The sequence below is a fragment of the Flavobacterium sp. WG21 genome (assembly GCF_000335775.1).
GTDB lineage: Bacteria > Bacteroidota > Bacteroidia > Flavobacteriales > Flavobacteriaceae > Flavobacterium > Flavobacterium tructae.
In genome coordinates, this window is the sequence record NZ_AMYW01000017.1 from 87,346 (window position 1) to 110,319 (window position 22,974).

The 22,974-nt window shown below is 35.6% G+C and carries 18 protein-coding genes; 2 read left to right on the forward strand and 16 right to left on the reverse strand.

Features of this window, described 5'->3' with window-relative positions:
- Positions 1-2: 2 nt before the first annotated feature.
- From C245_RS0113510 to C245_RS0113560, 11 genes are all read right to left on the reverse strand, one after another.
- Entirely contained in the window at positions 3-1,589 is a 1,587-nt protein-coding gene (locus tag C245_RS0113510) for a sensor histidine kinase KdpD (protein WP_017497134.1), read from the reverse strand.
- A gap of 59 nt (positions 1,590-1,648) precedes the next feature.
- Positions 1,649-2,245 (reverse strand): dephospho-CoA kinase, encoded by a 597-nt coding sequence (gene coaE, locus C245_RS0113515; RefSeq protein ID WP_017497135.1) that lies wholly within the window; start codon positions 2,243-2,245, stop codon positions 1,649-1,651.
- Between the two features lie 2 nt (positions 2,246-2,247).
- Positions 2,248-3,246 carry a glycosyltransferase family 2 protein gene (locus tag C245_RS0113520; protein ID WP_017497136.1) on the reverse strand — a complete coding sequence of 333 codons (999 nt, stop codon included), beginning with the start codon at positions 3,244-3,246 and terminating at the stop codon, positions 2,248-2,250.
- A 127-nt stretch (positions 3,247-3,373) separates the two neighbouring features.
- Positions 3,374-4,564 (reverse strand): enoyl-ACP reductase FabV, encoded by a 1,191-nt coding sequence (fabV, locus tag C245_RS0113525; protein WP_017497137.1) that lies wholly within the window; start codon positions 4,562-4,564, stop codon positions 3,374-3,376.
- 105 nt (positions 4,565-4,669) lie between these two features.
- Positions 4,670-6,322: a DNA repair protein RecN gene (gene recN, locus C245_RS0113530; protein ID WP_017497138.1), complete on the reverse strand. Its 1,653-nt coding sequence runs from the start codon at positions 6,320-6,322 to the stop codon at positions 4,670-4,672.
- 49 nt (positions 6,323-6,371) lie between these two features.
- On the reverse strand, positions 6,372-7,256 hold the full coding sequence (locus C245_RS0113535) for a DUF4835 family protein (RefSeq protein ID WP_017497139.1): 885 nt from the start codon (positions 7,254-7,256) through the stop codon (positions 6,372-6,374).
- A 74-nt stretch (positions 7,257-7,330) separates the two neighbouring features.
- Entirely contained in the window at positions 7,331-8,545 is a 1,215-nt protein-coding gene (gene coaBC, locus C245_RS0113540; RefSeq protein ID WP_017497140.1) for a bifunctional phosphopantothenoylcysteine decarboxylase/phosphopantothenate--cysteine ligase CoaBC, read from the reverse strand.
- A 9-nt stretch (positions 8,546-8,554) separates the two neighbouring features.
- Complete coding sequence (locus C245_RS0113545; RefSeq protein WP_007807938.1) at positions 8,555-8,872, reverse strand: DNA-directed RNA polymerase subunit omega; 318 nt, start codon at positions 8,870-8,872, stop codon at positions 8,555-8,557.
- Between the two features lie 9 nt (positions 8,873-8,881).
- Entirely contained in the window at positions 8,882-9,676 is a 795-nt protein-coding gene (locus tag C245_RS0113550; RefSeq protein ID WP_017497141.1) for an outer membrane protein assembly factor BamD, read from the reverse strand.
- A gap of 138 nt (positions 9,677-9,814) precedes the next feature.
- Positions 9,815-10,696 (reverse strand): 4-hydroxy-tetrahydrodipicolinate synthase, encoded by an 882-nt coding sequence (gene dapA / locus C245_RS0113555; RefSeq protein WP_017497142.1) that lies wholly within the window; start codon positions 10,694-10,696, stop codon positions 9,815-9,817.
- Positions 10,697-10,712: 16 nt separating this feature from the next.
- Positions 10,713-11,171, reverse strand: coding sequence for a hypothetical protein (locus C245_RS0113560; RefSeq protein WP_232424364.1), 459 nt, complete (start codon positions 11,169-11,171; stop codon positions 10,713-10,715).
- A gap of 101 nt (positions 11,172-11,272) precedes the next feature.
- On the opposite strand from C245_RS0113560, the gene C245_RS0113565 reads away from it, so the two are divergent.
- Entirely contained in the window at positions 11,273-12,052 is a 780-nt protein-coding gene (locus C245_RS0113565; RefSeq protein WP_017497144.1) for a 5'-nucleotidase C-terminal domain-containing protein, read from the forward strand.
- A gap of 27 nt (positions 12,053-12,079) precedes the next feature.
- Positions 12,080-12,991, forward strand: coding sequence for a bifunctional UDP-sugar hydrolase/5'-nucleotidase (locus C245_RS0113570; RefSeq protein ID WP_017497145.1), 912 nt, complete (start codon positions 12,080-12,082; stop codon positions 12,989-12,991).
- Here the strand turns inward: C245_RS0113570 and C245_RS0113575 are convergent.
- From C245_RS0113575 to C245_RS23085, 5 genes are all read right to left on the reverse strand, one after another.
- The gene (locus C245_RS0113575; protein WP_017497146.1) at positions 12,981-13,676 is read right to left on the reverse strand and encodes a lysoplasmalogenase family protein; all 696 of its coding nucleotides are present in this window, start codon (positions 13,674-13,676) and stop codon (positions 12,981-12,983) included. The two genes, C245_RS0113570 and C245_RS0113575, sit on opposite strands and share 11 nt — an antisense overlap.
- On the reverse strand, positions 13,663-15,669 hold the full coding sequence (gene ligA, locus C245_RS0113580) for an NAD-dependent DNA ligase LigA (protein ID WP_017497147.1): 2,007 nt from the start codon (positions 15,667-15,669) through the stop codon (positions 13,663-13,665). Before ligA ends, C245_RS0113575 begins: the two co-directional genes overlap by 14 nt.
- Positions 15,670-15,914: 245 nt before the next feature.
- Positions 15,915-17,852: an OmpA family protein gene (locus C245_RS0113585; RefSeq protein WP_017497148.1), complete on the reverse strand. Its 1,938-nt coding sequence runs from the start codon at positions 17,850-17,852 to the stop codon at positions 15,915-15,917.
- Positions 17,853-17,864: 12 nt separating this feature from the next.
- The gene (locus C245_RS0113590) at positions 17,865-18,797 is read right to left on the reverse strand and encodes a type IX secretion system membrane protein PorP/SprF (protein ID WP_017497149.1); all 933 of its coding nucleotides are present in this window, start codon (positions 18,795-18,797) and stop codon (positions 17,865-17,867) included.
- A gap of 46 nt (positions 18,798-18,843) precedes the next feature.
- Positions 18,844-22,974 (reverse strand): T9SS C-terminal target domain-containing protein (locus C245_RS23085; protein ID WP_017497150.1); only part of this gene is annotated, 4,131 nt, incomplete at its 5' end.

The window sequence follows — 22,974 nt, forward strand, 5'->3', positions numbered from 1 at the left end:
TTTTAATTTATTAATGGTATTTTTATTATAAAGGTGCTACCTTTTCCTTTCTCGCTTTCAACATATACTTGACCATTATGGTCCTCTACTATTCTTTTCACATAAGCCAGACCTAGCCCGTGTCCTTTTACATTATGTAAATCTCCTGTATGTTCTCTGTAAAATTTCTCAAAAACTCGTTTTTGAGCTACCTTACTCATACCAAGACCATTATCTTTTACTTTTATCAGAATCATGTCTTTGACATTTTCTGTAAAAATTTCTATTTCAGGCGTACCCGGAGAATATTTTATGGCATTCTCCAAAATATTAACCAACACATTTGTAAAATGCACTTCGTTGATCAGACAGGTTGTTCTCGCTGCATTAAAATGTTTGGCTACACTTCCTCCTCTGTCTTCTAAAATTAAATTTACATGTTCAATTGCATCATCAATGATATCATGAATAGCAGTTGGTTCTTTTGTAATATCCAGTTCTCTCTTTTCCAGTTTAGAAATACGAAGCACGTTTTCTACCTGAGCATGCATTCTTTTATTTTCATCCCGGATCATTTGAAGATAGCGATACACTTTTTCTTTATCTTCAATTATCTTAGGATTTTTAATAGCATCTAATGCCAGATTAATTGTCGCTATCGGCGTTTTAAACTCGTGCGTCATGTTATTTATAAAATCGGTCTTGATTTCAGAAATATGTTTTTGACGTAACAATTGATTTAGTGCACTGGTATAAGCAACTATAATAATTAATGTAAAAATTATTGACAGTATGGTAATACTTAATAATTCTGACAATAAGAATTTCTTTTTATGCGGAAATGTAATAAACAATTCATATTTACTATTTCCTTCATTATCTGTATAAATTGGCACGTGGTAACTTGCGTCTTTATCGTAATGAAATCCATCCGATCTTACTTTCGTCGCAAGACCATTGTTGAGAACTCCGTATTCAAATTTGGTTTTCACACCATATTCTTCCAGTTCTTTCTTTAAGAGTTTTTGAAGTTTATCCTTTGTAATTCTACCTTCTATAGGTGTCAAAGAAGCAACGTCTTTGTACTGAATTTGCTGTTGAACTTTATTTAAAATATCAAGACTTCCAGATTTTTCGATTTTTAAATCAGGTATAATACTTTGTCCTAAAGCATTATTGTCAATATTATTGTTATTGTTGTATACTTCTGTAACTCTTTTTGAACTAAAGTTTTTAAATCTTTCGCTGCTAAATTTTTTATTAAAAATCGAGCCGCTAATATCATAATCTTCAGATGTAAGCGTATTAGAATAAACTATTGTTTTGTTTGTTTTTGCGTTTCTTTGAATGTAAAAAACCTGAAGTAAGTCTTCTTTTTTAGGTGTTTTACCGGTACTGTCTTTAATGCGGTTGTATTTATCGTAAAAACTGTATTCTTCCTGCTGCTCCAATTTATCAGCAACATTCCCAATTACCTGAGTAACATGATATTTAAACTGCTCATCGTTGTTTTTGAACGAAGAATTAAACCAGTATACCTGCACCAAAATTATCCCTATTAAGGACAAGCTCATCAATAAAACAAGTAATCTAAAAAATAATTTATTCATCGAAACAAAATTAATATTTTAACAATATACTAAATAATACATTAACCAAATATTAACATTTAAGACTGATTTTGTTTTATATTTAAAATTTTAAGAATTTTAACAACTTCTTCTCTAGCAATTTTAAGATTACTGTTATTAATAACAAAATTGCTTAAAGAAATTCGTTTTTCATCATCCCACTGCATTTTCATTCGACTTAAAACTTGCTCTCGTGTGGTTTTATCACGCTTAATAACTCTTTCAATTCTCATCTCTTCGGGAGCTATAACGGTTACTACAACATCACAATCTTTATAACGGCCGCTTTCAAACAAAATTGCAGCTTCGTAAATTACATAGTGGTATTTTTTGTTTTTTAACAACCAAAGCTCGAAGTCTTCTTTAACTGCCGGATGTACAATTGCATTTAATGCTGCCAGTTTATCAGCGTCATTAAAAACAATCTCGGCTAATTTAGCTCTGTTTAAAACATCATTTTCAAAGAGCGAGTCTCCAAAAGCAAGTTTAATTTGTTTCACAATCTTTTCAGACTGCATTACTTTTTTGGCTTCATCATCGGCGATATATAAGGGTACTCCCATTTCTGCAAAGTAGTTTGCAATAGTGGTTTTTCCACTTCCTATTCCGCCTGTCAGGCCAATAATTTTAGCCATACCTATATTTTAAAAAACATATTAGGAAAAGCCTCCTGGGGTTTTTTCTTTAAAATAATAACTTTCAGGAACGATTTTAGAAATCCTGTCCCGTAACCATAAAATTGCTTCCATACTGCAATTACAGATAAATATCCAATTTTAATGCTTTTATTCTGAATAGTGGCTGTCAGAAAAATTACCACGAAATATACAAAATATAATTGTAATAGGATATCAATATTGAAAATTAATAGTAAAAAAGCTAATAATAATCCTACGATAAAAACGGTAGGAAAAAAGAATGTTAGTTTATTATGTTCCGGATACCAGCTGTTTAATATTGGTCTGGCGATTCCAAATTTATTCACCTGAATTGAAAACTTTTCCCAATCAATTCTTCGCTTATGATATACATACGCTTCCGGGAACAATCTGGTTTCAAATCCCAGGTTCCACAAACGAATAGAAAGATCAGGATCTTCTCCCGGGTGAATGTTTCCAAACCCTTTTGAAGCAATAAAAGCTTTCTTTGAAATTCCCATGTTAAAACTTCTCGGCTGAAATTTATTGATTTTTTCAGAGCCTCCGCGAATTCCTCCTGTAGTCAAAAATGAAGTCATCGCAAAGTTAATGGCTTTCTGAATATCCGAAAAACTATCTAATGCCTTATCCGGCCCTCCAAAACAATCCACATAACCCGCATTAAGCGCTTTTCGAACCTCGGTCAGATAGTTAGAAGGAATGATACAATCAGAATCAAAAATGATAAAATAATCCCCTCTGGCCTTCTGCATTCCAAAGTTTCTGGAATCTCCCGGCCCTGAATTTTCTTTAAAATAGTACGATATATTCAATTTCCCCTGATAGTTCATCACGACATCTTTACAAGGTATTGATGATCCGTCTTCGACAAGAACAATTTCAAAGGCTTCATTATAATCGGATTTAGACAAACTTTCTAAAAGTTCATCTACTTCATCCGGACGATTATACACGGGTATAATTAAAGAAAAAATCATAGCGATCACGCGGTATTAAAGTGGCAATATTTTAAATTTCAAAATTTTAACAAAGATATGTTATATTCATAAAAAAACCATTCGTCGCAACGAATGGTTTTCATATCTAGTAGTATTTTTTTCTTTTTTATTTGATACTTTCAATTTCTACAACTTCATTCGCTTCGGCAGCATAGTCTACACCTGCAAATTCAAATCCAAATAGATTCAGGAAGTCATTTCTATATCCGGCTAAATCTCCAATTTCAGGTAATGTTTCGGTTGTAGCTTCTAACCAAAGTTTAGCCACTTTAGCCTGCACATCTTCACGCATTTCCCAATCGTCAATTCTGATTCTTCCTTTTTCATCTACAGGAACTTCTCCTCCGTTGTACAATCTGTCCTGAAACAAACGTTGGATTTGCTCGATACAACCTTCGTGAATTCCCTCCTCTTTCATTGTTTTGTACAAAAGAGAAATATACAATGGAATAACCGGAATTGCAGAACTTGCCTGAGTTACCAAAGCTTTGTTTACAGAAACGTAAGCTTTTCCACCAATAGATTTTAAACTATCTGTAATTGAAAATGCTGTAGCTTCTAAATCATCTTTTGCACGACCAATTGTACCTTTACGGTAAACTGCTTCTGTTAATGATGGTCCAATATAAGAATAAGCCACTGTTGTAGCGCCTTCAGCTAATAAATTCTCTGCTTTTAGGGCATCCATCCACATTGTCCAGTCCTCACCTCCCATTACAGCAACTGTATTGGCAATATCTTCTTCATTTGCCGGAGCAATAGAAACTTCTGAAACGTTTCCAGTATGAAAATCAACTGTTTTATTGGTAAAAGTTTGTCCGATTGGTTTTAAAACCGAACGGTGTAAAACTCCTGTAACCGGGTGCTGACGCACCGGAGAAGCTAAACTGTAGATTACCAAATCAACCTGACCTAAGTCAGCTTTGATTAAATCTAAAGTTTGTCTTTTTATTTCGTTTGAAAAAGCATCTCCGTTGATACTTTTAGCATATAAACCTGCTTTGTGAGCTTCTGTTTCAAATGCTGCAGAATTATACCATCCTGGTGAAGCTGTTTTTCCTTCAACCGGTGGTTTTTCAAAAAATACTCCAATTGTTGCAGCATCAGATCCAAAAGCACTTGTAATTCTTGAAGCCAATCCGAAACCTGTTGAAGCACCAATAACTAAGACTTTTTTTGCACCAGCAATTGGTCCTTTTGATTTGATATATTCTATTTGATTTTTAACATTTTGCTCGCTGCCTTTTGGGTGGGCTGTCAAGCAAATAAATCCTCTCATTCTAGGTTCTATAATCATATTTTTGTTTTTTTCGTATTTTAAACAATCTTTAAAAATATAAAAATTGTATTTTATTTACGTTTGTTTAATTCGCTTTTAAGATGACAAATATAAATTATTTCTTTAGTTCAACAAGGCCTTAGCATGATTTAAAGCCGAATCAGAGACAACTGCTCCGGATAACATTTGAGCAATTTCTATAACTCTTTCTTCCTGAGACAATAGCTTAAGTTCTGACTGTGTATCCTCATCAACTGTTGATTTAGAGACTTTAAAGTGCGAATCTCCTTTGGCTGCAATTTGAGGCAAATGGGTGATGGCAAAAATTTGCATTGTACCACTCATTTCTTTCATAATTTCTCCCATTCTAATGGCAATTTCTCCTGAAACCCCGGTATCAATCTCATCAAAGATTAAGGTTGGAAGTTTTGAATATTGCGCTAAAATCGCTTTGACTGCCAGCATAATACGTGACATTTCCCCTCCTGAAGCTACTTTTTTCAGCAAGCCGAAATCAGTTCCTTTATTTGCTGAGAATAAAAACTGCAGCTCATCTTTTCCGTTTTGGAAATAGGTCTCAGAGGACAAAAGCTCCATATTGAAACGCACATTTGGCATTCCCAATGTCTCTAATATTGACACTAACTTTTGTGACAAAACCGGAATTGCATTGATTCTATTCTGATGAATAGCTTCCGCAAAAGCGTCTAATTCTGTAACTTTTTGCGCTATTGATTCTGACAAAGCAGTAATTTCTTCTCCAATATTATCCAATTCCACCAGGGAATTTTCTAATGTCGTTTGTATTCCAAGCAATTCATCAACAGAAGTTACCTGATGCTTTTTTTGCAAATTATAAATTAGCTGTAGTTTTTGACTCACTAATTCTAATTGTGCAGGATCGTTCAAAAGTTTTTCAGAGGCATTTTGCAATTCTTTTGAAACATCGTCAAATTCAATAGCTAAACTGGTAATCCTCTCAAAAACATTTTGGTATTCCGGCGAAAAAAGCGCTATTTTCTGTAGTGCCGTTTTTATTTCATTCAGACTGTGGAAAACACCAAATTGCTCTTCATTGGCAATTGCCAATGATTTATCCATAGCCTCTTTAATAATTTCAACATTGTTCAGTTTTTCAAAATCAGCCTCCAATTCTTCCTGCTCTCCTGATTTTAATTTTGCAGTAACCAATTCATTTAACAAATAGGTATTGTATTCCTGCTCTTTTCCTGAATCACTTTGTTTTTTCAGCAAAGCATTTAGTTTGGACTTATCTGATTTATATCCTTTTAAAACATCCTGGTACGATTGAATCACTTCTCCATTATTGGCAATAGCGTCAATAATTTTAAACTGAACTCCCTCGTCTGATAATTCCTGAGTCTGCTGTTGTGAATGAATATCAATCAAAAACAAACTTAGATCCTGCAATTCCTGCAAATTTACCGGACTATCATTAATAAAAGCACGCGATTTTCCTGAAGGCAAAATTTCTCTTCTAATAATAGTCTCCTCTTCATAATCGAGATCATTTGCTGTAAAAAAATCTTTCAGGTTGTATTTAGAAATTTCAAACTGTGCTTCGATAACACATTTTTCTTCTTTATTTTTTAGTGAAGTTAAATCGGCTCTTTTTCCTAAAACCAATCCTATCGCTCCTAATATAATAGATTTACCTGCACCTGTTTCACCTGTAATAATAGAAAAACCTTTTGAAAAATCTATAGTTAATTTTTCAATCAGTGCATAGTTTTTAATCGACAAGGACGTTATCATAGAAAATTTGGGAAATATAAAAATTAATAAAGAGAGTAATTAAAATGGCCTAAAATTTAATCTGCGACCATTTGGCGGTATTCAACGGAGATACTTTATTTAAGACATCGGTCAGATCTGTAATCGGAATACTTGGTCCTCCAGAAAATATGGAGACAATTTCGTCTGATTTGGCATCGAAAAACACTCTGGTCAAAAAAGCATTGGGTTTTACCGAATTCAATTTTCCGATAAGTATCAAGGCTGATTTGATTTTTTCTTTTGAGGCTTTCAAATCCTGACTCATACCATCTAAGCCGTTATGGTACATGAACATGGTTTGACGTAAATCGCTGTACATTGGTGAAATCATATCGGTAATCAAATAATAACGGTTTTGAACTCCGTCTGACTGGCTCCAGCCTTTTGACCCTCCTTGTTGTGCTACACTTGCAATATTCTGAGCGGTTTCAAGATATTGACTTCCTGCTCCCATTTGAAAGCTATCTGCGTCCATCGCTAAAATTAAATAACTGTAAAAAGAAACCACAGATACTAGATTAGACTCAAACGTGGTCGGATTAAACAACAAAGGCTCGTATTCAATATATCTGAAGTTGAAATCTTTATCGTTGTAATTTAATATTGGTGAAGAATACGTAGAATTATAAATCAATCGTGAGGATTGCACCTGAATGGTACCCGAAAACTGATCAGAACTGTTTGACGACAGTGTAATGTACATCGAGCAATTGATTCGCTCGTTTTGTTTTAAGACTGTTCCCGTCCAATCTGTTTTATTTACAAACTCCGACAACGAAGTCTGAAGTGTTTTAAACACCTGCTGATTGGGATTGGGTAATCTTTCTGTATTAATAGTTACAGTGCAATTTAGCTGCTGTGCTTGTGTAAAGCCAAAGATTAAAAATGCTAAAAAAGTAACTAGTTTATTCATACGAAAGATATTATTTTGATTACAGCATATAACAGACTTACTATCCTTGTTATTGCTTTGTTTACTCTAAATCTTTATGATTTCGCAAAATGCAAAACCACTTTATTTAAAATATCAACAGCAACAGATTCTTTTGATTTTAATTCCATCGGTTCAATTTTAAAATCCTGATCAATAAAGGTCACTTTATTGGTTTCTTTTTTAAAACCGGCTCCTTCATCCTGTAAGGAATTTAGAACAATCAAATCTAAGTTTTTTTTCTGAATTTTCAGCTTCGCATTTTCAATTTCATTCTCAGTTTCCAATGCAAATCCAATTAAAAACTGATTTTTCTTTATCGCTCCTAATGAAGCCAGAATATCTTTTGTTTTTTCAAGTTCAATCGAAAATTCATCTGCCGCTTTCTTAATCTTTTGTAAAGCGACTACTTTTGGCCTGTAATCGGCTACTGCGGCCGCAGCGATTGCTACATCAACATCATTAAAATACTCATGACAGGCATCATACATGTCTTGCGCCGAAACTACATTGATCACTTCCACTAAACCATTTTTAGCTTTATAATGTGTTGGTCCTGCAATCAGAATCACCTGAGCACCTAAGTTTGCTGCTTCATTTGCCAGATCAAAACCCATTTTTCCCGAAGAATGATTTCCTATAAAACGCACAGGATCGATTGCTTCGTATGTTGGACCGGCAGTAATTAGTATTTTTTTCCCTTTTAAAGGCAGTTTACTTTCTAAATCGGCTTCCAGAAAGGCTATAATATTTTCGGGTTCAGCCATTCGTCCTTCTCCGGACAGACCGCTGGCTAACTCACCGCTTTCAGCCGGAATCATAATGTTTCCGAAACTTTTTAAAGCCGTAAAACTAGACAGAACTGAAGGGTGTTTGTACATATCTAAATCCATTGCCGGCGCAAAATAAACCGGACATTTGGCTGATAAATAAGTAGCTACTAAAAGATTATCACTGTTCCCTGTTGTCATTTTAGACAAGGTATTGGATGTTGCAGGTGCAATCAGCATCAAATCGGCCCAAAGAGCCAAATCAACGTGATTGTTCCAAACAGCATCTTCATCATCCTGATTAAAGAAACTGGAATGTACCGGATTTTTTGATAGTGTAGATAAGGTAAGTGGAGTTACAAAATCCTTAGAAGCAGGTGTCATTATCACTTGGACATGTGCACCTGCTTTTATAAAGAGTCGTACTAATGAGGCTGTTTTATAGGCTGCAATTCCACCAGAAACCCCTAGTAAAATTTTCTTCCCGTTTAAAACTGACATTATACTATATTATTTGTTTGAACCTCTGTGGTATGTTTTACCGTCTAACCACTCCTGAACTGCTAAAGCGTGAGGTTTTGGTAATTTTTCGTAAAATTTAGAAACTTCGATTTGTTCTTTATTTTCAAAAACTTCTTCAAGACTGTCATTATAAGTAGCAAACTCTTCCAATTTCTCTGTCAATTCTTTTTTAATTTCAGAGTTAATTTGATTTGCTCTTTTAGCCATAATGGTAATTGCTTCATACACATTTCCTGTTGGCTCTTCAATAACTGTTTTATTGTAAGTTATTGTATTTACAGGAGCATTCGTCTTTTTTAAATCCATGACTTTATTTTATTTAGTAAATTTTTGTAAATCTGTTTCCACTCTGGCATTCATTTCATCTGCCTCTTTTTTATACTTCGTAGCACCATTAAACTTAATCAAGTTTCCATAGGCTACTTTAGCCACATTTAAACGCTCTTCCATTTTTGAAGGAATACTGTTTATTGCTAATTTATATGCTGAATCGTATTTATAAAACAATGCATCTTCTTTTAACGGTGTTCCCGGAAAATCAGCAATAAAATTATCAAAAGCGATTAATGCTGATTTATAATCAGAAATTGTATTGTATCCTTTCGCGTTTTCGTATGCTTTTTTCTCCAGTTTACCATTTAAAACTTTTACAGCTTCGTTTGCCTGAGCGATATACTCAGAATTTGGGTAACTTTCGATAAAAGTTTGTAATTTTTCTAAGGCTTTTACAGTGTCTGTCTGATCTAAGCTATAAACAGGCGCTAATTTAGAATAGCTGTACGCTCCTAAAAAAGCAGCTTCCTGAACTTTTTCACTTCTAGGGTAACCTGAAACGAAACTCTCAAACTGGTAACCTGCTAAGTAATATTGCTTTGTTTTGTAATACGATTGTGAGAACATGTAAAATAATTTCTCTGCCTGAGGTTTCCCTCTGTAAGAAGATGCCAATTGTTCAAAAAGACGTATGGCTTTTGAATATTTACCTGCATCATACATTTTCGTTGCAACTTCGAATTTTGCAGCAACATCATCGTTCTTTAATGCCTTTTGGTATTCGCTACAAGAACAAAAAAGGACAACAATAATTAACAGAGATACTATTTTTTTCATTTTCTTACTTTTATTATGATTTCTTAGACAATTGTGCCAAAGCAAAATCACACCGAAGTTTCGGTGGCAAATTTAGTTATTAATTTAGCTACTACAAAATATTTTTTGGTATATGATAGAATACCGACAATCTCATGCTTATTTTATGCTGTTTTTCACAAATTCATTCAATCTGCCTGCTAATGAATCATCAACAGCTACTAATGGCAAACGTACTGTATTCTCAGCAATACCAAGGGCTTGAAAAACTTGTTTGATTCCGGCAGGATTTCCCTGCTCAAAAATCATATCAATACAATCAGATAAAAGATACTGTGTTTTAAACGCTTCAGTTACCTTTTTATTGAGTCCTAAACGAATCATTTCTGTAAATTCTTTTGGAAAACCTTGTCCGATAACCGAAATCACCCCTGCTCCACCTGCCAAAACAATTGGTAAAGCAATCATATCATCTCCTGAAATAATCAGAAAACCTTCTGGTGCATTTTTAATCAATTGTAAAGCCTGAGCCATATCTCCGGCAGCTTCTTTAATCGCTACCACATTACTAAAGTCATTCGCCAAACGAATTACTGTTGACGGCAACATGTTACTGGATGTTCTTCCCGGAACGTTATATAAAATCACAGGAATTGGAGAAGCTTCTGCAATAGCTTTAAAATGCTGATAGATTCCTTCTTGTGTTGGTTTGTTATAATAAGGAGAAACAGAGAGTATGGCTTCAAAAGCAGAAAAATCTCCTGTTTTTAATTCCTCTACAATTTGCATGGTATTATTTCCACCAACTCCAAGTACCAATGGCAGTCTTCCTTTATTAGTATCGATAACCGTTTTAATCACCAGTTCTTTTTCGGCTTGTGTCAGAGTAGCATTTTCTGCCGTTGTTCCCATAACTACAAGATACTCAACACCACCGTCTATCGAAAAATTAACGATGCGCTGTAAAGCTTCGATATCTACTGAAAAGTCTTTTTTAAATGGGGTTACAAGCGCAACACCAGTTCCTATTAATGATTGCATATTCTACTTTATAATTTTATTTTATACTCTTTAAATATCTAAACAATTCGTGCACGAAAAGTTTGTAATTCTTTATAGCAGTATCAATCATCCATCGATTTAATTTTTCATCTACTGATGCGAATCCTACTTTAAACTTCGCTTTTGACTTGGCAGTTATCAGCATCAAAATGGCCGTTTCAATATCATAATAACTAATCAAAAGATCAAATTCTGTTTTTATAAATTCATTTAAGAAACCTTCTGTAATTTCCCCCTTCCAATTGACGCTTTTTCGTCCAAAAGTTGGTCTTGAATACGTTTGTTTCTCGCTAAATTTACTTCTGTACACTGCAATTTTGATATTCTCAGGAGTAATTCCTTTCGAGACCAATTCCTTTATCAGGTCTTCTGAATGATCAAATCTACTTTCATCAATCAGTAAACCAATTGTTTGCACATTACTTGTAAATACTTCGTTTTTGACATTATTCAAGTTATTTTTTAATGATTTTTTTACAAAAAATTCCTTTATATAATTTAAAAACATAGTACTTTTACCAGATTACAAAATTAATTATTTAAGTCGCATTTAAGATGGTAAAACTAAAAAAGTATAACGGAGTTTTGAAACTTTTTGTTATATTCTTAACACTTTTTTTTATATTTTCCTGTAGCCAGAAAAATTATAATCTAACAAAAATTGAAGGAAAGCAACTTCCGATAACTGAAAAAGGAACTGAAACTCCTGCAATTGAGAACTTTATTAAACCTTATCGTGATCATATTAATAAGGATTTAGATAATGTTCTGGCTTATTGCCCTGAAACTCTTGATAAAAGTACAGGGAAATGGCAAACCAGTATTGGTAACCTTATGGCTGATGTTTGCGTTAAAAGAGGAAACCTGGTTTTTGAGGCACGCGAGAAGAAAAAAATTGACTTGTGCTTACTAAATCATGGTGGTATACGAGCTATATTGCCTAAAGGAAATGTAACTAACAGAACAGCATTTGAAATCATGCCTTTTGAAAACAGTATGGTGGTTATGGCTTTAAAAGGAGATCAGATTTTAGAAATGACTTCTTATATTATTAAGGCACAAAAAGCACAACCTTTATCGGGTATGACTTTTACTATTGCAAAAGACAAGACTGCAAAGAATATTATGATTCAGGGAAAGCCACTTGATCTTAATAAAATTTACTATGTAGCAACAAATGATTATTTGGCAAATGGCGGAGACAGTATGTCTTTTTTCGCAAAAAGTGTTCAAAAATATGATCTGAACTACAAACTGAGAGATGTATTAATTGATTACTTTAAAGAAGTTGATACGATTCCGGTAGCAAAAGACATCCGAATTACAGAAGAATAAAAATCCCATTTCGCAAAAACATACAAAATGAAAAGAAGAGAATTTATCGAAAAAACAGCTGCAAGTACTGCCTTATTAAGTCTAGGTTTGTCGTTGAGCAGTTTTGAAAATAACGATATCAAACACTTAACCATTCTACATACTAACGATGTTCACAGTCATATTGATCCATTTCCGGCTGATGATCCTCGTAATCCAAACAAAGGCGGTGTCTCACGCAGAGCTGCACTTATAGAAACGATTCGTAAAGAAAATCCAAATGTACTTTTATTGGATGCCGGCGATATTTTTCAGGGAACTCCTTATTTTAATTATTATGGAGGGGAATTGGAATTTAAACTGATGAGTATGATGAAGTACGACGCATCGACTATTGGAAACCACGATTTCGACAATGGTCTTGACGGATTACATGCACAAATGCCTCACGCTAGTTTTGATTTTATCTGCTCGAACTACGATTTTAAAAATACGGTGATGAACGGTCTTGTAAAACCGTATAAAATTTTCAATAAAAACGGAATTAAAGTAGGTGTATTTGGTTTAGGAATCGAGCTTGCCGGCCTAGTTGACAAACAAATGTACAAAGAAACAGTTTACAACAATCCTGTAGAAATTGCGCAGGACATGACGCAATTGCTAAAGAAAGAAGAAAAATGCGATTTGGTTGTTTGTCTGTCACATCTTGGATACAAATACAAAGACGATGAATCTAAAATTTGTGATTTAAAACTGGCTGCTCAAACTCAGGATATCGATTTGATTATTGGAGGCCACACACATACTTTCTTAGACAAACCAACTGTTGTAAAAAACAAAGCCAATCAGGATGTTTTGGTGAATCAGGTAGGCTGCTACGGAATCAATTTAGGAAGAATAGACTTTTACTTCGATAAGAACAAAGCTCACACGAACGAAGGGAAATCAATTATTGTTTAGCGTTTTTCTTTTTTTTGGTTTTCGTTTTTTCCAGGAAATACTCGACCATAAAAAAGTATGCTAAAATTTGAGTGACATCCCGGATCAATACCAGAACTACGGAATAGGAAAAGTATTCATTAAAAATATAGAATATATCTGAAAAGATATAGGAAATTGCCATTAATGACATGAGTAACGCTAAGTAGGTTCCTTTTGTAATATAACTAATGAAGGACAAACAACTTAACACACTTAAGACAATTCCGTAGATCATATAGATCAAACTAAATCGTTTCATATTATCAAATTGCATCCCTAGTGCTGATACTAAGAGATATACAATAAAAATAACTACTATAGAAACTGGAAGAAAATCTTTTTTTTCCAGTTTTATTTTTTCATGCCCTCCCAGATAAAGTCGGATAATTAAAAGGTAAACGACTAAAAAACACAGGACTCCCCCTAATTCAGAACTTTCGATATCCATTAGATTAAACACCTGGCCAATAAAGCTGAATAAAAAGATAACCCCTTCGATTTTCCCGATATTGAATTCGGTGCTAATCAAAAAATAAATAAAAATCGAAGGAATTACAATGGCTTTGGCATAAGTCGCAAATAAAAACAGCTCGGTCCAGTCAAAAATGGCCGTGCATAATAATGCTAAAAAAAATAAAATCAACGACGGTTTATTCGCTTTCATTTAGTTTGTTTATAAAATCTTCTTCAGACAGAATAGGGATATTTAATTTACTGGCTTTTTCTAATTTTGCCGGTCCCATATTATCTCCTGCGACAACAAAATCTGTTTTTGCCGAAATAGAGCTTCCTACCTTACCACCATTGTCTTCAATAGTTTTCTTCAATTCGTCTCTGGAGAATTGAGTAAAAACTCCCGAAACCACAAATGTTTTTCCGATAAATTTTTCGGTAGCATTCGGGTTTATCTTCTCTACAATTTCAAACTGAATGCCGTAACTTTTGAGACGGTCTATAATTTCCTGATTCTCTTTATTCTCAAAAAACTCAATTACACTTTTGGCAATTCTTTCTCCAATTTCATCTACCAAAATCAAATCCATCAGGGTGGCCTGACGTAATGCATCAATATTTTTATAATGTTTCGCCAGTTTTTTGGCTACCGTTTCCCCTACAAAACGAATTCCTAAGGCAAAAAGAACGCTCTCAAATGGGATTTCTTTTGATTTCTCTACTCCTTTTACCAGATTCTCGGCAGATTTTTGTGCCATTCTCTCTAAAGGTAAAATATCTTCTACTTTTAATTCATACAAATCGGCATAATTGTGCACCAATCCATTGTTGAAAAGCAAAGCAACTGTTTCACCACCAAGCCCTTCAATATCCATTGCTTTTCTTGAAATATAATGTTGAACCCTTCCAATAATCTGCGGTGGGCACCCATAAAAGTTAGGGCAATAATGATTGGCTTCTCCTTCATTTCGAATCAATTCGGTTTGGCATTCCGGACAATGTGTGATGTATGCAGTAACTTCTGAATCTTCTGGGCGTTTGGACAGGTCGACGGCAATTATTTTTGGAATGATCTCTCCTCCTTTTTCTACAAAAACGGTGTCATTGATTCTGATATCCAATTTTTCAATCTGATCTGCATTGTGCAAAGAGGCTCTTTTTACAATGGTTCCGGCCAGTTGTACCGGTTCTAAATTGGCTACAGGAGTTATTGCTCCCGTACGGCCTACCTGATATGAAATAGACTGAAGTGTGGTCGAAACCTGTTCTGATTTGAATTTATAAGCTATGGCCCAACGTGGAGATTTTGCAGTGTATCCTAATTCTTCCTGATGCTGAATACTGTTTACTTTTACGACTACACCATCGGTTTCGTAAGGTAAATTATGACGATGTACGTCCCAATAATCAATGAAATCGAAAACTTCCTGCATATTTTGCACCAGTTTTGCTTCGTTAGGCACTTTGAATCCCCAATTTCTGGCTGATTCCAATCCTTCAAACTGGGAAGTAAACGGGAGATTGTTTCCTGTAACAAAATACAGTAAACATTCTAACGGACGTTTGGCAACCTCAGCACTATCCTGTAATTTCAAACTTCCTGAAGCTGTATTTCTGGGATTTGAATACGGTGTTTCGCCTATTTCAATTAGATCCTGATTCATTTTTTCGAAACCGGCAAAAGGCAGAATTATTTCTCCTCTAATATCAAATTTATCCGGATAGTTCCCTTTTAATTGTAAAGGAATCGATTTTATGGTTTTGATGTTGTTGGTTACCTCATCTCCCTGAAAACCGTCTCCTCGTGTTAAAGCCTGAACCAGTTTTCCGTTTTCATAAGTAATACTGATCGAAGCTCCGTCGTATTTTAATTCGCAGGTATATTGCAGATCTACATTTCCTAAAACTTTCTGAATTCTGGCTTCCCAATCCAGTAAATCTTCTTTAGAATAGGAGTTATCCAAAGAATACATCCTGTACTGGTGTGCAATTGTTTTAAAATTCTTGGTCACGGCACCTCCTACTCTTTGAGTTGGGGAATTTTCATCAAAAAACTCAGGATGTTTATTTTCTAAATCCTGAAGTTCCTTTAACTTAATATCAAAATCATAATCAGAAATTGTAGCGTTGTCTAACACGTAATAATTGTAATTGTGCTGATTAAGTTCGTTTCGTAAAGTCTGAATTGTTTCTTGAATACTCATAAGATTTTAAAATACCGGAGGTTTTGATTTTGAATAATTGAATACCAAAATTAGGATTATTTTTGTTCAAAAACAGTAAAATCCAAAAGTTTTATAAACTCAAAAATCAAGTTGCAAAAAGATGCAACTTGATTTTCTTCCTGCCCATTCTTCTTAAAAAAGAATTAATAAAAACCAACTTCCAAATGGTTTCTTCATTTTAAAATTCAAACTAACAATTCAATCATTAGTGTGAAAATGTAACTCTATTTTTGAATTATAATAAAGTCTGAGCGTCTGTTTAACAAATGTTCCGCCTCGGTACATTTTACACCATTTTTGCATTTATTGATCGGACGGCTTTCACCGTAACCAATAGCACTTTCGATTCTTGCAGTGTCAATACCTTGTGAAAGGATATAATCACGTGTTGATTTAGCTCTATTATCTGAAAGTTTCAGGTTATAAGCATCTTTACCTCTAGAATCGGTATGGGACTCAATTTTGATACGGATTTTAGGAAATTTTCGCATCACAAATACTACTTTATCCAGCTCAGTGGCTGCCAAAGGTGTAATATTGTATTTATCGTAATCAAAATAGATCGGATTAACGTCTACTTTTTCGACTCCTTGTTTTTTCACTACCAGGTCATCATAATTACTAAGCTCAAAATCGACATCGGTAATTTCGGCTTCATTGATTTTGGTTGTGGCAACAGTTTTTTCATCGTCACTATAATTAAATTTTGACGCTACCAAACGAACTGCTTTGTTGCAAGGAACTGTTACCGCATATTTGCCGTCAAAATTGGTTTTAGTTTCTGCCAAAACTTCATTATACGGATCATAAGCTATTATAGTAACATCGGCTAAAAGTGCTTTTGATTTATGATCGATTGCTTTACCTGAAATATTCTGATTGCAAACGGGTTGTCCTTTAGTAAAGGAATAAATATCATCATCGCCTTTTCCTCCTGCTCTGTTGGAAGATACATATCCATAACTTCCGGTTTTATCAATCACAAAAGTAAAATCGTCTTTATTACTGTTTATTGGAGCTCCCAAATTTTTCGGTGCCGAAAAGCTCCCATCCGATAACATTTTACTTTCGTACACATCTAAATCTCCTAAACCATAATGTCCGTCTGAAGAAAAATAAAGTATTCCGTTACGAAAGAATGGAAAAAGATCATTTCCTAATGTGTTAATTTTTGGCCCTAAATTTTGAGGGGAACTCATGGTTCCGTCGTTTGCGATTTTCACAACATACAAATCGGTTTCTCCATAGCCGCCCGGCATATCGGAAGCGAAGAAGAGCAATTTACCGTCGTCGCTTAAACTAGGATGCCCAACAGAATAATCATCACTATCAAAGAAAATCTTTTGCGGGTTTTCTACCTTTCCGTCTACCAAAGATCCTTTTAGAATTTGAAAGTTGTTGATTCTGTCCTGGTCGACTACTAATTTGTTTTTCTTGACAATATTAGACGTATAGTAAATTGTTTTTCCGCTGGCATCAAAAGAGGCGGTTGCTTCGTGATATTTAGTCATCACGTTAGGGATAAACAGTTTTTCGTTAAATAAACCTCCATCAGCGGGATTTCGTTCGGCTACATACAAATTAAGAAAAGGCTGATTGTTCCAGTTGTAAAGTTTATCGGCAAACTTCGTAGTATCTCTGGCCGATGAAAATACGATTCGGTCCTGAAAAAATGTAGCTCCAAAATCAGATTTACCGGTATTAATGTCTAAGTTTCTAATGTCGTACAAAGACTTTGTTTTGGCCAGACTGTCTAATTGTTTTTTCTGAGCAACATACCGATTGATCTCTTTCTGATCTCCTTTTTTATTGAGATACTCTTTGGTAATTTTATCGGCTTCATCATAATCCATAACAGATTTCAAACACTGAATATAGCGCAGGTAATAAATGTCGGTCAGATTATTCCCTTGTATCTGATAGAGTCTTTTATACCATCGAAGCGCATTTCTTCCATCGGAAATAAAATAATAAGAATCTGCCGCATTTTTTATGGTTTGTGCTGTTGGATTCTCTATATTCTGCAAACACTCTTCATAAGCTTTAGAAGCATCGAGATAAGAGAAATTTCGAAACAATGCATCGGCTTTTTTTAAATTAGTCTTTTGAGCAAAACCAAAAGTAATGCTCAAGACTAAACTGAGGATATATAGTTTTTTCATAGGATTTATGTTTTAGAAGAATCGAGGTGATTTGATTTTACTTTGTTTTCTAGTAAACTGATAACGCAAGATGATCTCATGTGATCCATCATTGTATTTATTCAAATCACTAACGGTATAATCAAAAGCATACCCTGCATAAAAACTTCTGGATATCTGAAAACCTGCCAGAATACTTATCGAGTCGTCTGTTCGGTAAGATCCACCTATTACAAACTTTTCTGCTATCATAAAATTTGCCGAGATATCAGCAGTAAGTGGTGCTCCACTCACTGCTTTTACCAAAAATGCCGGCTTAAATTTTAAGTTTGGATTCAAATCAAAAACATAACCTCCCATAAGGTAGTAATGCAATCGATCGTAAGATATAGATTCCTGAATATCATCGTAATAATCACTTTTAATAAAACTTGGAACTGAAAGACCAACATACCATTTGTTAGTGTAATAGTACACCCCTGCTCCTACAGCCAGTTTCAATTGATTATTAATATTCTGATTCAGTAGTACATCATTATTGTTATAGAATCGTCCTTTTGACCAATCTACGTTTAACATTCGCATACCTGCTTTTAATCCAAACGCAAGTCTTTTTTCATATCCTAAAGGAATTGAATAAGCGAAGTTCCCGTCGATATACAACTCGTTTGACGGACCAATTTTGTCATTTACAACACTTAATCCTAAACCAATCATCTCGTTTCGAAGAGGTGAATGAACAGAAAATGATTGTGTTTCGGGTGCTCCATCGATTCCAACCCATTGCGAACGATGTAGAAGTGTCGCCTCGATGGTTCCGGTAGATCCAGCATAAGCTGGATTCACCGACATCGTATTGTACATGTATTGCGTGTACTCCGGATCCTGTTGTGCACTGGCACAAAATGTGATAAAAGAACATATTAAAATAAAATACGTTTCTATTGATTTTATATATAGTTTCATAACGATACTTATTAAGTTTAATTAATTAGATGATTAATACGGCTGCTTATCTCATTATAGACAACCATCCTTTTTTAACCGTTCCGTCTCCTATTGCTATCACATAGAAATAAGTACCTGTTGGCAGCATATCTCCTCTGTTGATAACTCCGGATACATTAGCGGTTCCGTCCCAATCATTTTCATAATGTTGTTTACTATATACTAATGAACCGTATCTGTTATACACTTTCAACTCATTATTTGGATAAGTTTCGATACAATCAATTCTGAACAAATCATTTGCCCCGTCATTGTTTGGAGTAAATTCATTGTAAACGGTCAAACAAATTGGTTCAACAGAAACTGAAGCCGAGTTATTTGATGAATCCACATCTAACGGAGTGGAAGTCTCGACAGTTGCAACGCTTAAGTATTTACCACCCGGCAATACTTCTGCTACAATTGTAAGGACCACACTTTGTCCTGCATTCAACGTTGGAATCGTCCAAATTTGGGATAACAAACTGTATGTTCCTGCTGTTGCAGATGCACTTATCAAATTATATCCGCTAGGTAATAAATCGCTTACTATTGTATTGATAAAATTACCCTGACCAATATTATTTACTGTTATGGTAAATGTTATCTGATCACCAAAATTAGGCTTAGGATTGCTAACTGTATTGGTTATCGTCAGATCAGAACAAGTTGCTACAATTACATTTAATGATTTTGTAGTTCTCTCGTTACAAGTATTAATATACTCAACCTCAACTTTACCCGGTCCAATATCTGACCAGGAAATGGTTACAGAACCGTCGTTAAGTCCTCCGCCTGAAGTAATTGTTCCGTTAGAAACTGACCATACATAATTTGATTTTCCATTGGCAATCGAATAAGTAACTCCCTGGAATACACATGGCGTATCATCTGTTGTTGTAATAGGAACCAATGCATCATTGTTAAAGGTAACAATCACCGCTAATCTCGGAACTGCTCCACAGCCATTAGTAATGTTCCCTTGTGCCGCAGCATAATAAGTTGCCGCAACAAGAGGTGTATTCACTGCCAGTGGAGTTCCTCCAGATGCAGTGGTATACCAAACAATGTTAGCCTCATTTACTACAATATCCTGAACTGTTGGCGCTGCTGATAAACAAAATACCTGTGTCGTTCTTGGAGTAGTAACACTAAGCGGTACGTTTACCGTTACTGCAACGGCCAATCTAATTGGATTTTCACAACCAGAACTGCTTGCGATTACTCCATAATAAGTACCAGTAGCTAAAGCTGTAGTTGCCGGAATAGCAGTTCCGCCTGTTGGAGTACTGTACCAGATTACACCGGATTCATTCACTTGAATGTTAGACACTTTTGGTGCATCTACCGAACAGAAGTTTTGAGTTGCTGCATTAGTTGTAGGTGTCGCCATTGGGGTTACAATGGTAATGACAACCTGCAAACGATTAGCACTTTTACATCCTGTTACCGGATCTGTAAGCTCTCCGTAATAGGTACCGGAAGTTAAAGCGGTTGTCAATGGAATTGCTGTTCCGCCTGTTGCGCTACTAAACCATGCTACATTACTCTCGTTAACCTGAATATTTGCAAAGGTAGGAGCACTTGTAGAACAGAAATTCTGAGTCGCCGCAGTTGTAGTTGGATCTTTAGAAATTCCAATAGTTACAGTAACTTTCAGTCTCACGCTGCTTTCACAACCGGATACCGGATCTTTTATCGCTGCATAATAATCACCATTTACTAATGGTGTAGTTCCCGCAACGACAGTTCCGCCAGTTGCAGTTGTATACCACACGATGTTGCTTCCGTTTACTTGAATGTTAGCAACTGTTGGATTATTTCCTGAGCAGAATACCTGAGTGGCTGCTGTTGTTGTTGGCGTACCCGGATCGATTACATTAACATTTACTGTTAATCTCACAGCACTTTCACATCCTGATACAGGATCTTTTATCACTGCATAATAAGTACCACTGGTTAAAGCTGTAGTGGAAGGAATCACTGTTCCTCCAGTTAGCGCAGTATACCAAACTATGTTTGCCTGATTGAATTGAACACTCGCAAACGTTGGTGCATTTACCGTACAGAAGGTTTGTGTTCCTGCTGTTACTAAAGTTGGTGTTCCCGGATTGGCAACATTGATCGTTACCGCTAATCTTACGGCGCTTTCACAGTTTGTAACCGGGTCTTTAATTACGGCATAATAAGTACCGCTGGTTAAAGCTGTGGTCGGTGCAATCACCGTTCCTCCTGTTAGCGCAGTATACCAAACAATATTGGCTTGATTAAACTGAACACTGGCAAACGTTGGAGCATTTACCAAACAGAAGTTTTGTACTCCCGCTGTAACCAATGTTGGTGTTCCAGGATCAGTAACGCTAATCGTTACGGCTAATCTTTCAGCACTTTCACATCCTGATACAGGATCTTTTATTACTGCATAATAAGTACCGCTGATTAAAGCTGTTGTAGAAGGAATCAATGCTCCTCCTGTTAGCGCGGTATACCAAACTATGTTTGCCTGATTAAATTGAACACTGGCAAACGTTGGAGCATTTACCAAACAGAAGTTTTGTACTCCCGCTGTAACCAATGTTGGTGTTCCAGGATCAGAAACATTAATGGTTACCGCTAATCTTACGGCGCTTTCACATCCTGATACAGGATCTTTTATCACTGCATAATAAGTACCACTGGTTAAAGCTGTAGTAGAAGGAATCACTGTTCCTCCTGTTAGCGCAGTATACCAAACTATGTTTGCCTGATTAAACTGAACACTGGCAAAGGTTGGCGTATTTGCCAAACAGAAGTTTTGTGTTCCCGCTGTTACTAAAGTTGGTGTTCCCGGATTAGCAACATTGATCGTTACCGCTAATCTTACGGCGCTTTCGCAATTAGTAACTGGGTCTTTAATTACTGCATAATAAGTACCGCTGGTTAAAGCTGTGGTCGGTGCAATCACCGTTCCTCCTGTTATTGCAGTATACCAAACAATATTGGCCTGATTAAACTGAACACTTGCAAACGTTGGTGCATTTGCCAAACAGAAGTTTTGCGTTCCCGCTGTTACCAGAGTTGGTGTACCAGGATCAGTAACATTGATTGTAATTGGTAATCTTTCGGTACTTTCACATCCTGATACCGGATCTATAACCGCAGCATAATAAATTCCCGTAGTTAAAGCTGTTGTAGAAGGAATTACTGTTCCTCCAGTCAACGCTGTGTACCAAACAATATTTGCTGCAACGGCAGGACTTACGTCGATTGTTGCAAAAGTTGGCGCATTTACCAAACAGAAATCCTGAGTAGTTTTGGTAATAATTGGTGCTTCAGGATCGGTTACAATAATGACAATCGCCAATCTCACATTACTCTCACAAAGAGTTACCGGATCTTTGATTGCAGCATAATATGTACCACTTGTCAATGCTGTAGTCGATGGAATTAAAATTCCTCCGGTTAAGGCAGTGTACCAAACTATATTGGCCGCAACAGCTGGACTTACATCAATCGATGCAAAAGTTGGTGCATTGAACAAACAGAAATTCTGAGTAGTTTTTGTAATCACAGGAGTTCCCGGATCGGTTACATTGATCGTAATCGCTAATCTGACAGCACTTTCACAAAGAGTTGTCGGATCTTTGATTGCAGCGTAGTAAACTCCAGTGGTCAAAGCTGTTGTGGATGGAATTAAGACCCCTCCGGTCAACGTCGTGTACCAAACAATATTGGCGGCAACAGCAGGACTTACATCAATCGATGCAAAAGTTGGTGCATTCACTAAACAGAAATTCTGAGTAGTGTTAGTGATAACCGGTGTTCCAGGATCAGTAACATTAATCGTTACCGCTAATCTCACGGCACTTTCGCAATTTGTGATTGGATCTTTGATTACCGCATAATAAGTACCGCTGGTTAAGGCTGTAGTCGAAGGAATAACTGTTCCTCCGGTCAATGCTGTGTACCAAACGATATTGGCTTCATTAAATTGAACGCTTGCAAAAGTTGGAGCATTTACCAAACAGAAGTTTTGTGTTCCTGCTGTAACTAAAGTTGGTGTTCCCGGATCGGTAACACTGATCACTACAGCTAATATAACTGCACTTTCACAATTGGTGATTGGATCTTTGATAACAGCATAATAGGTACCGCTAGTTAAAGCTGTAGTGGAAGG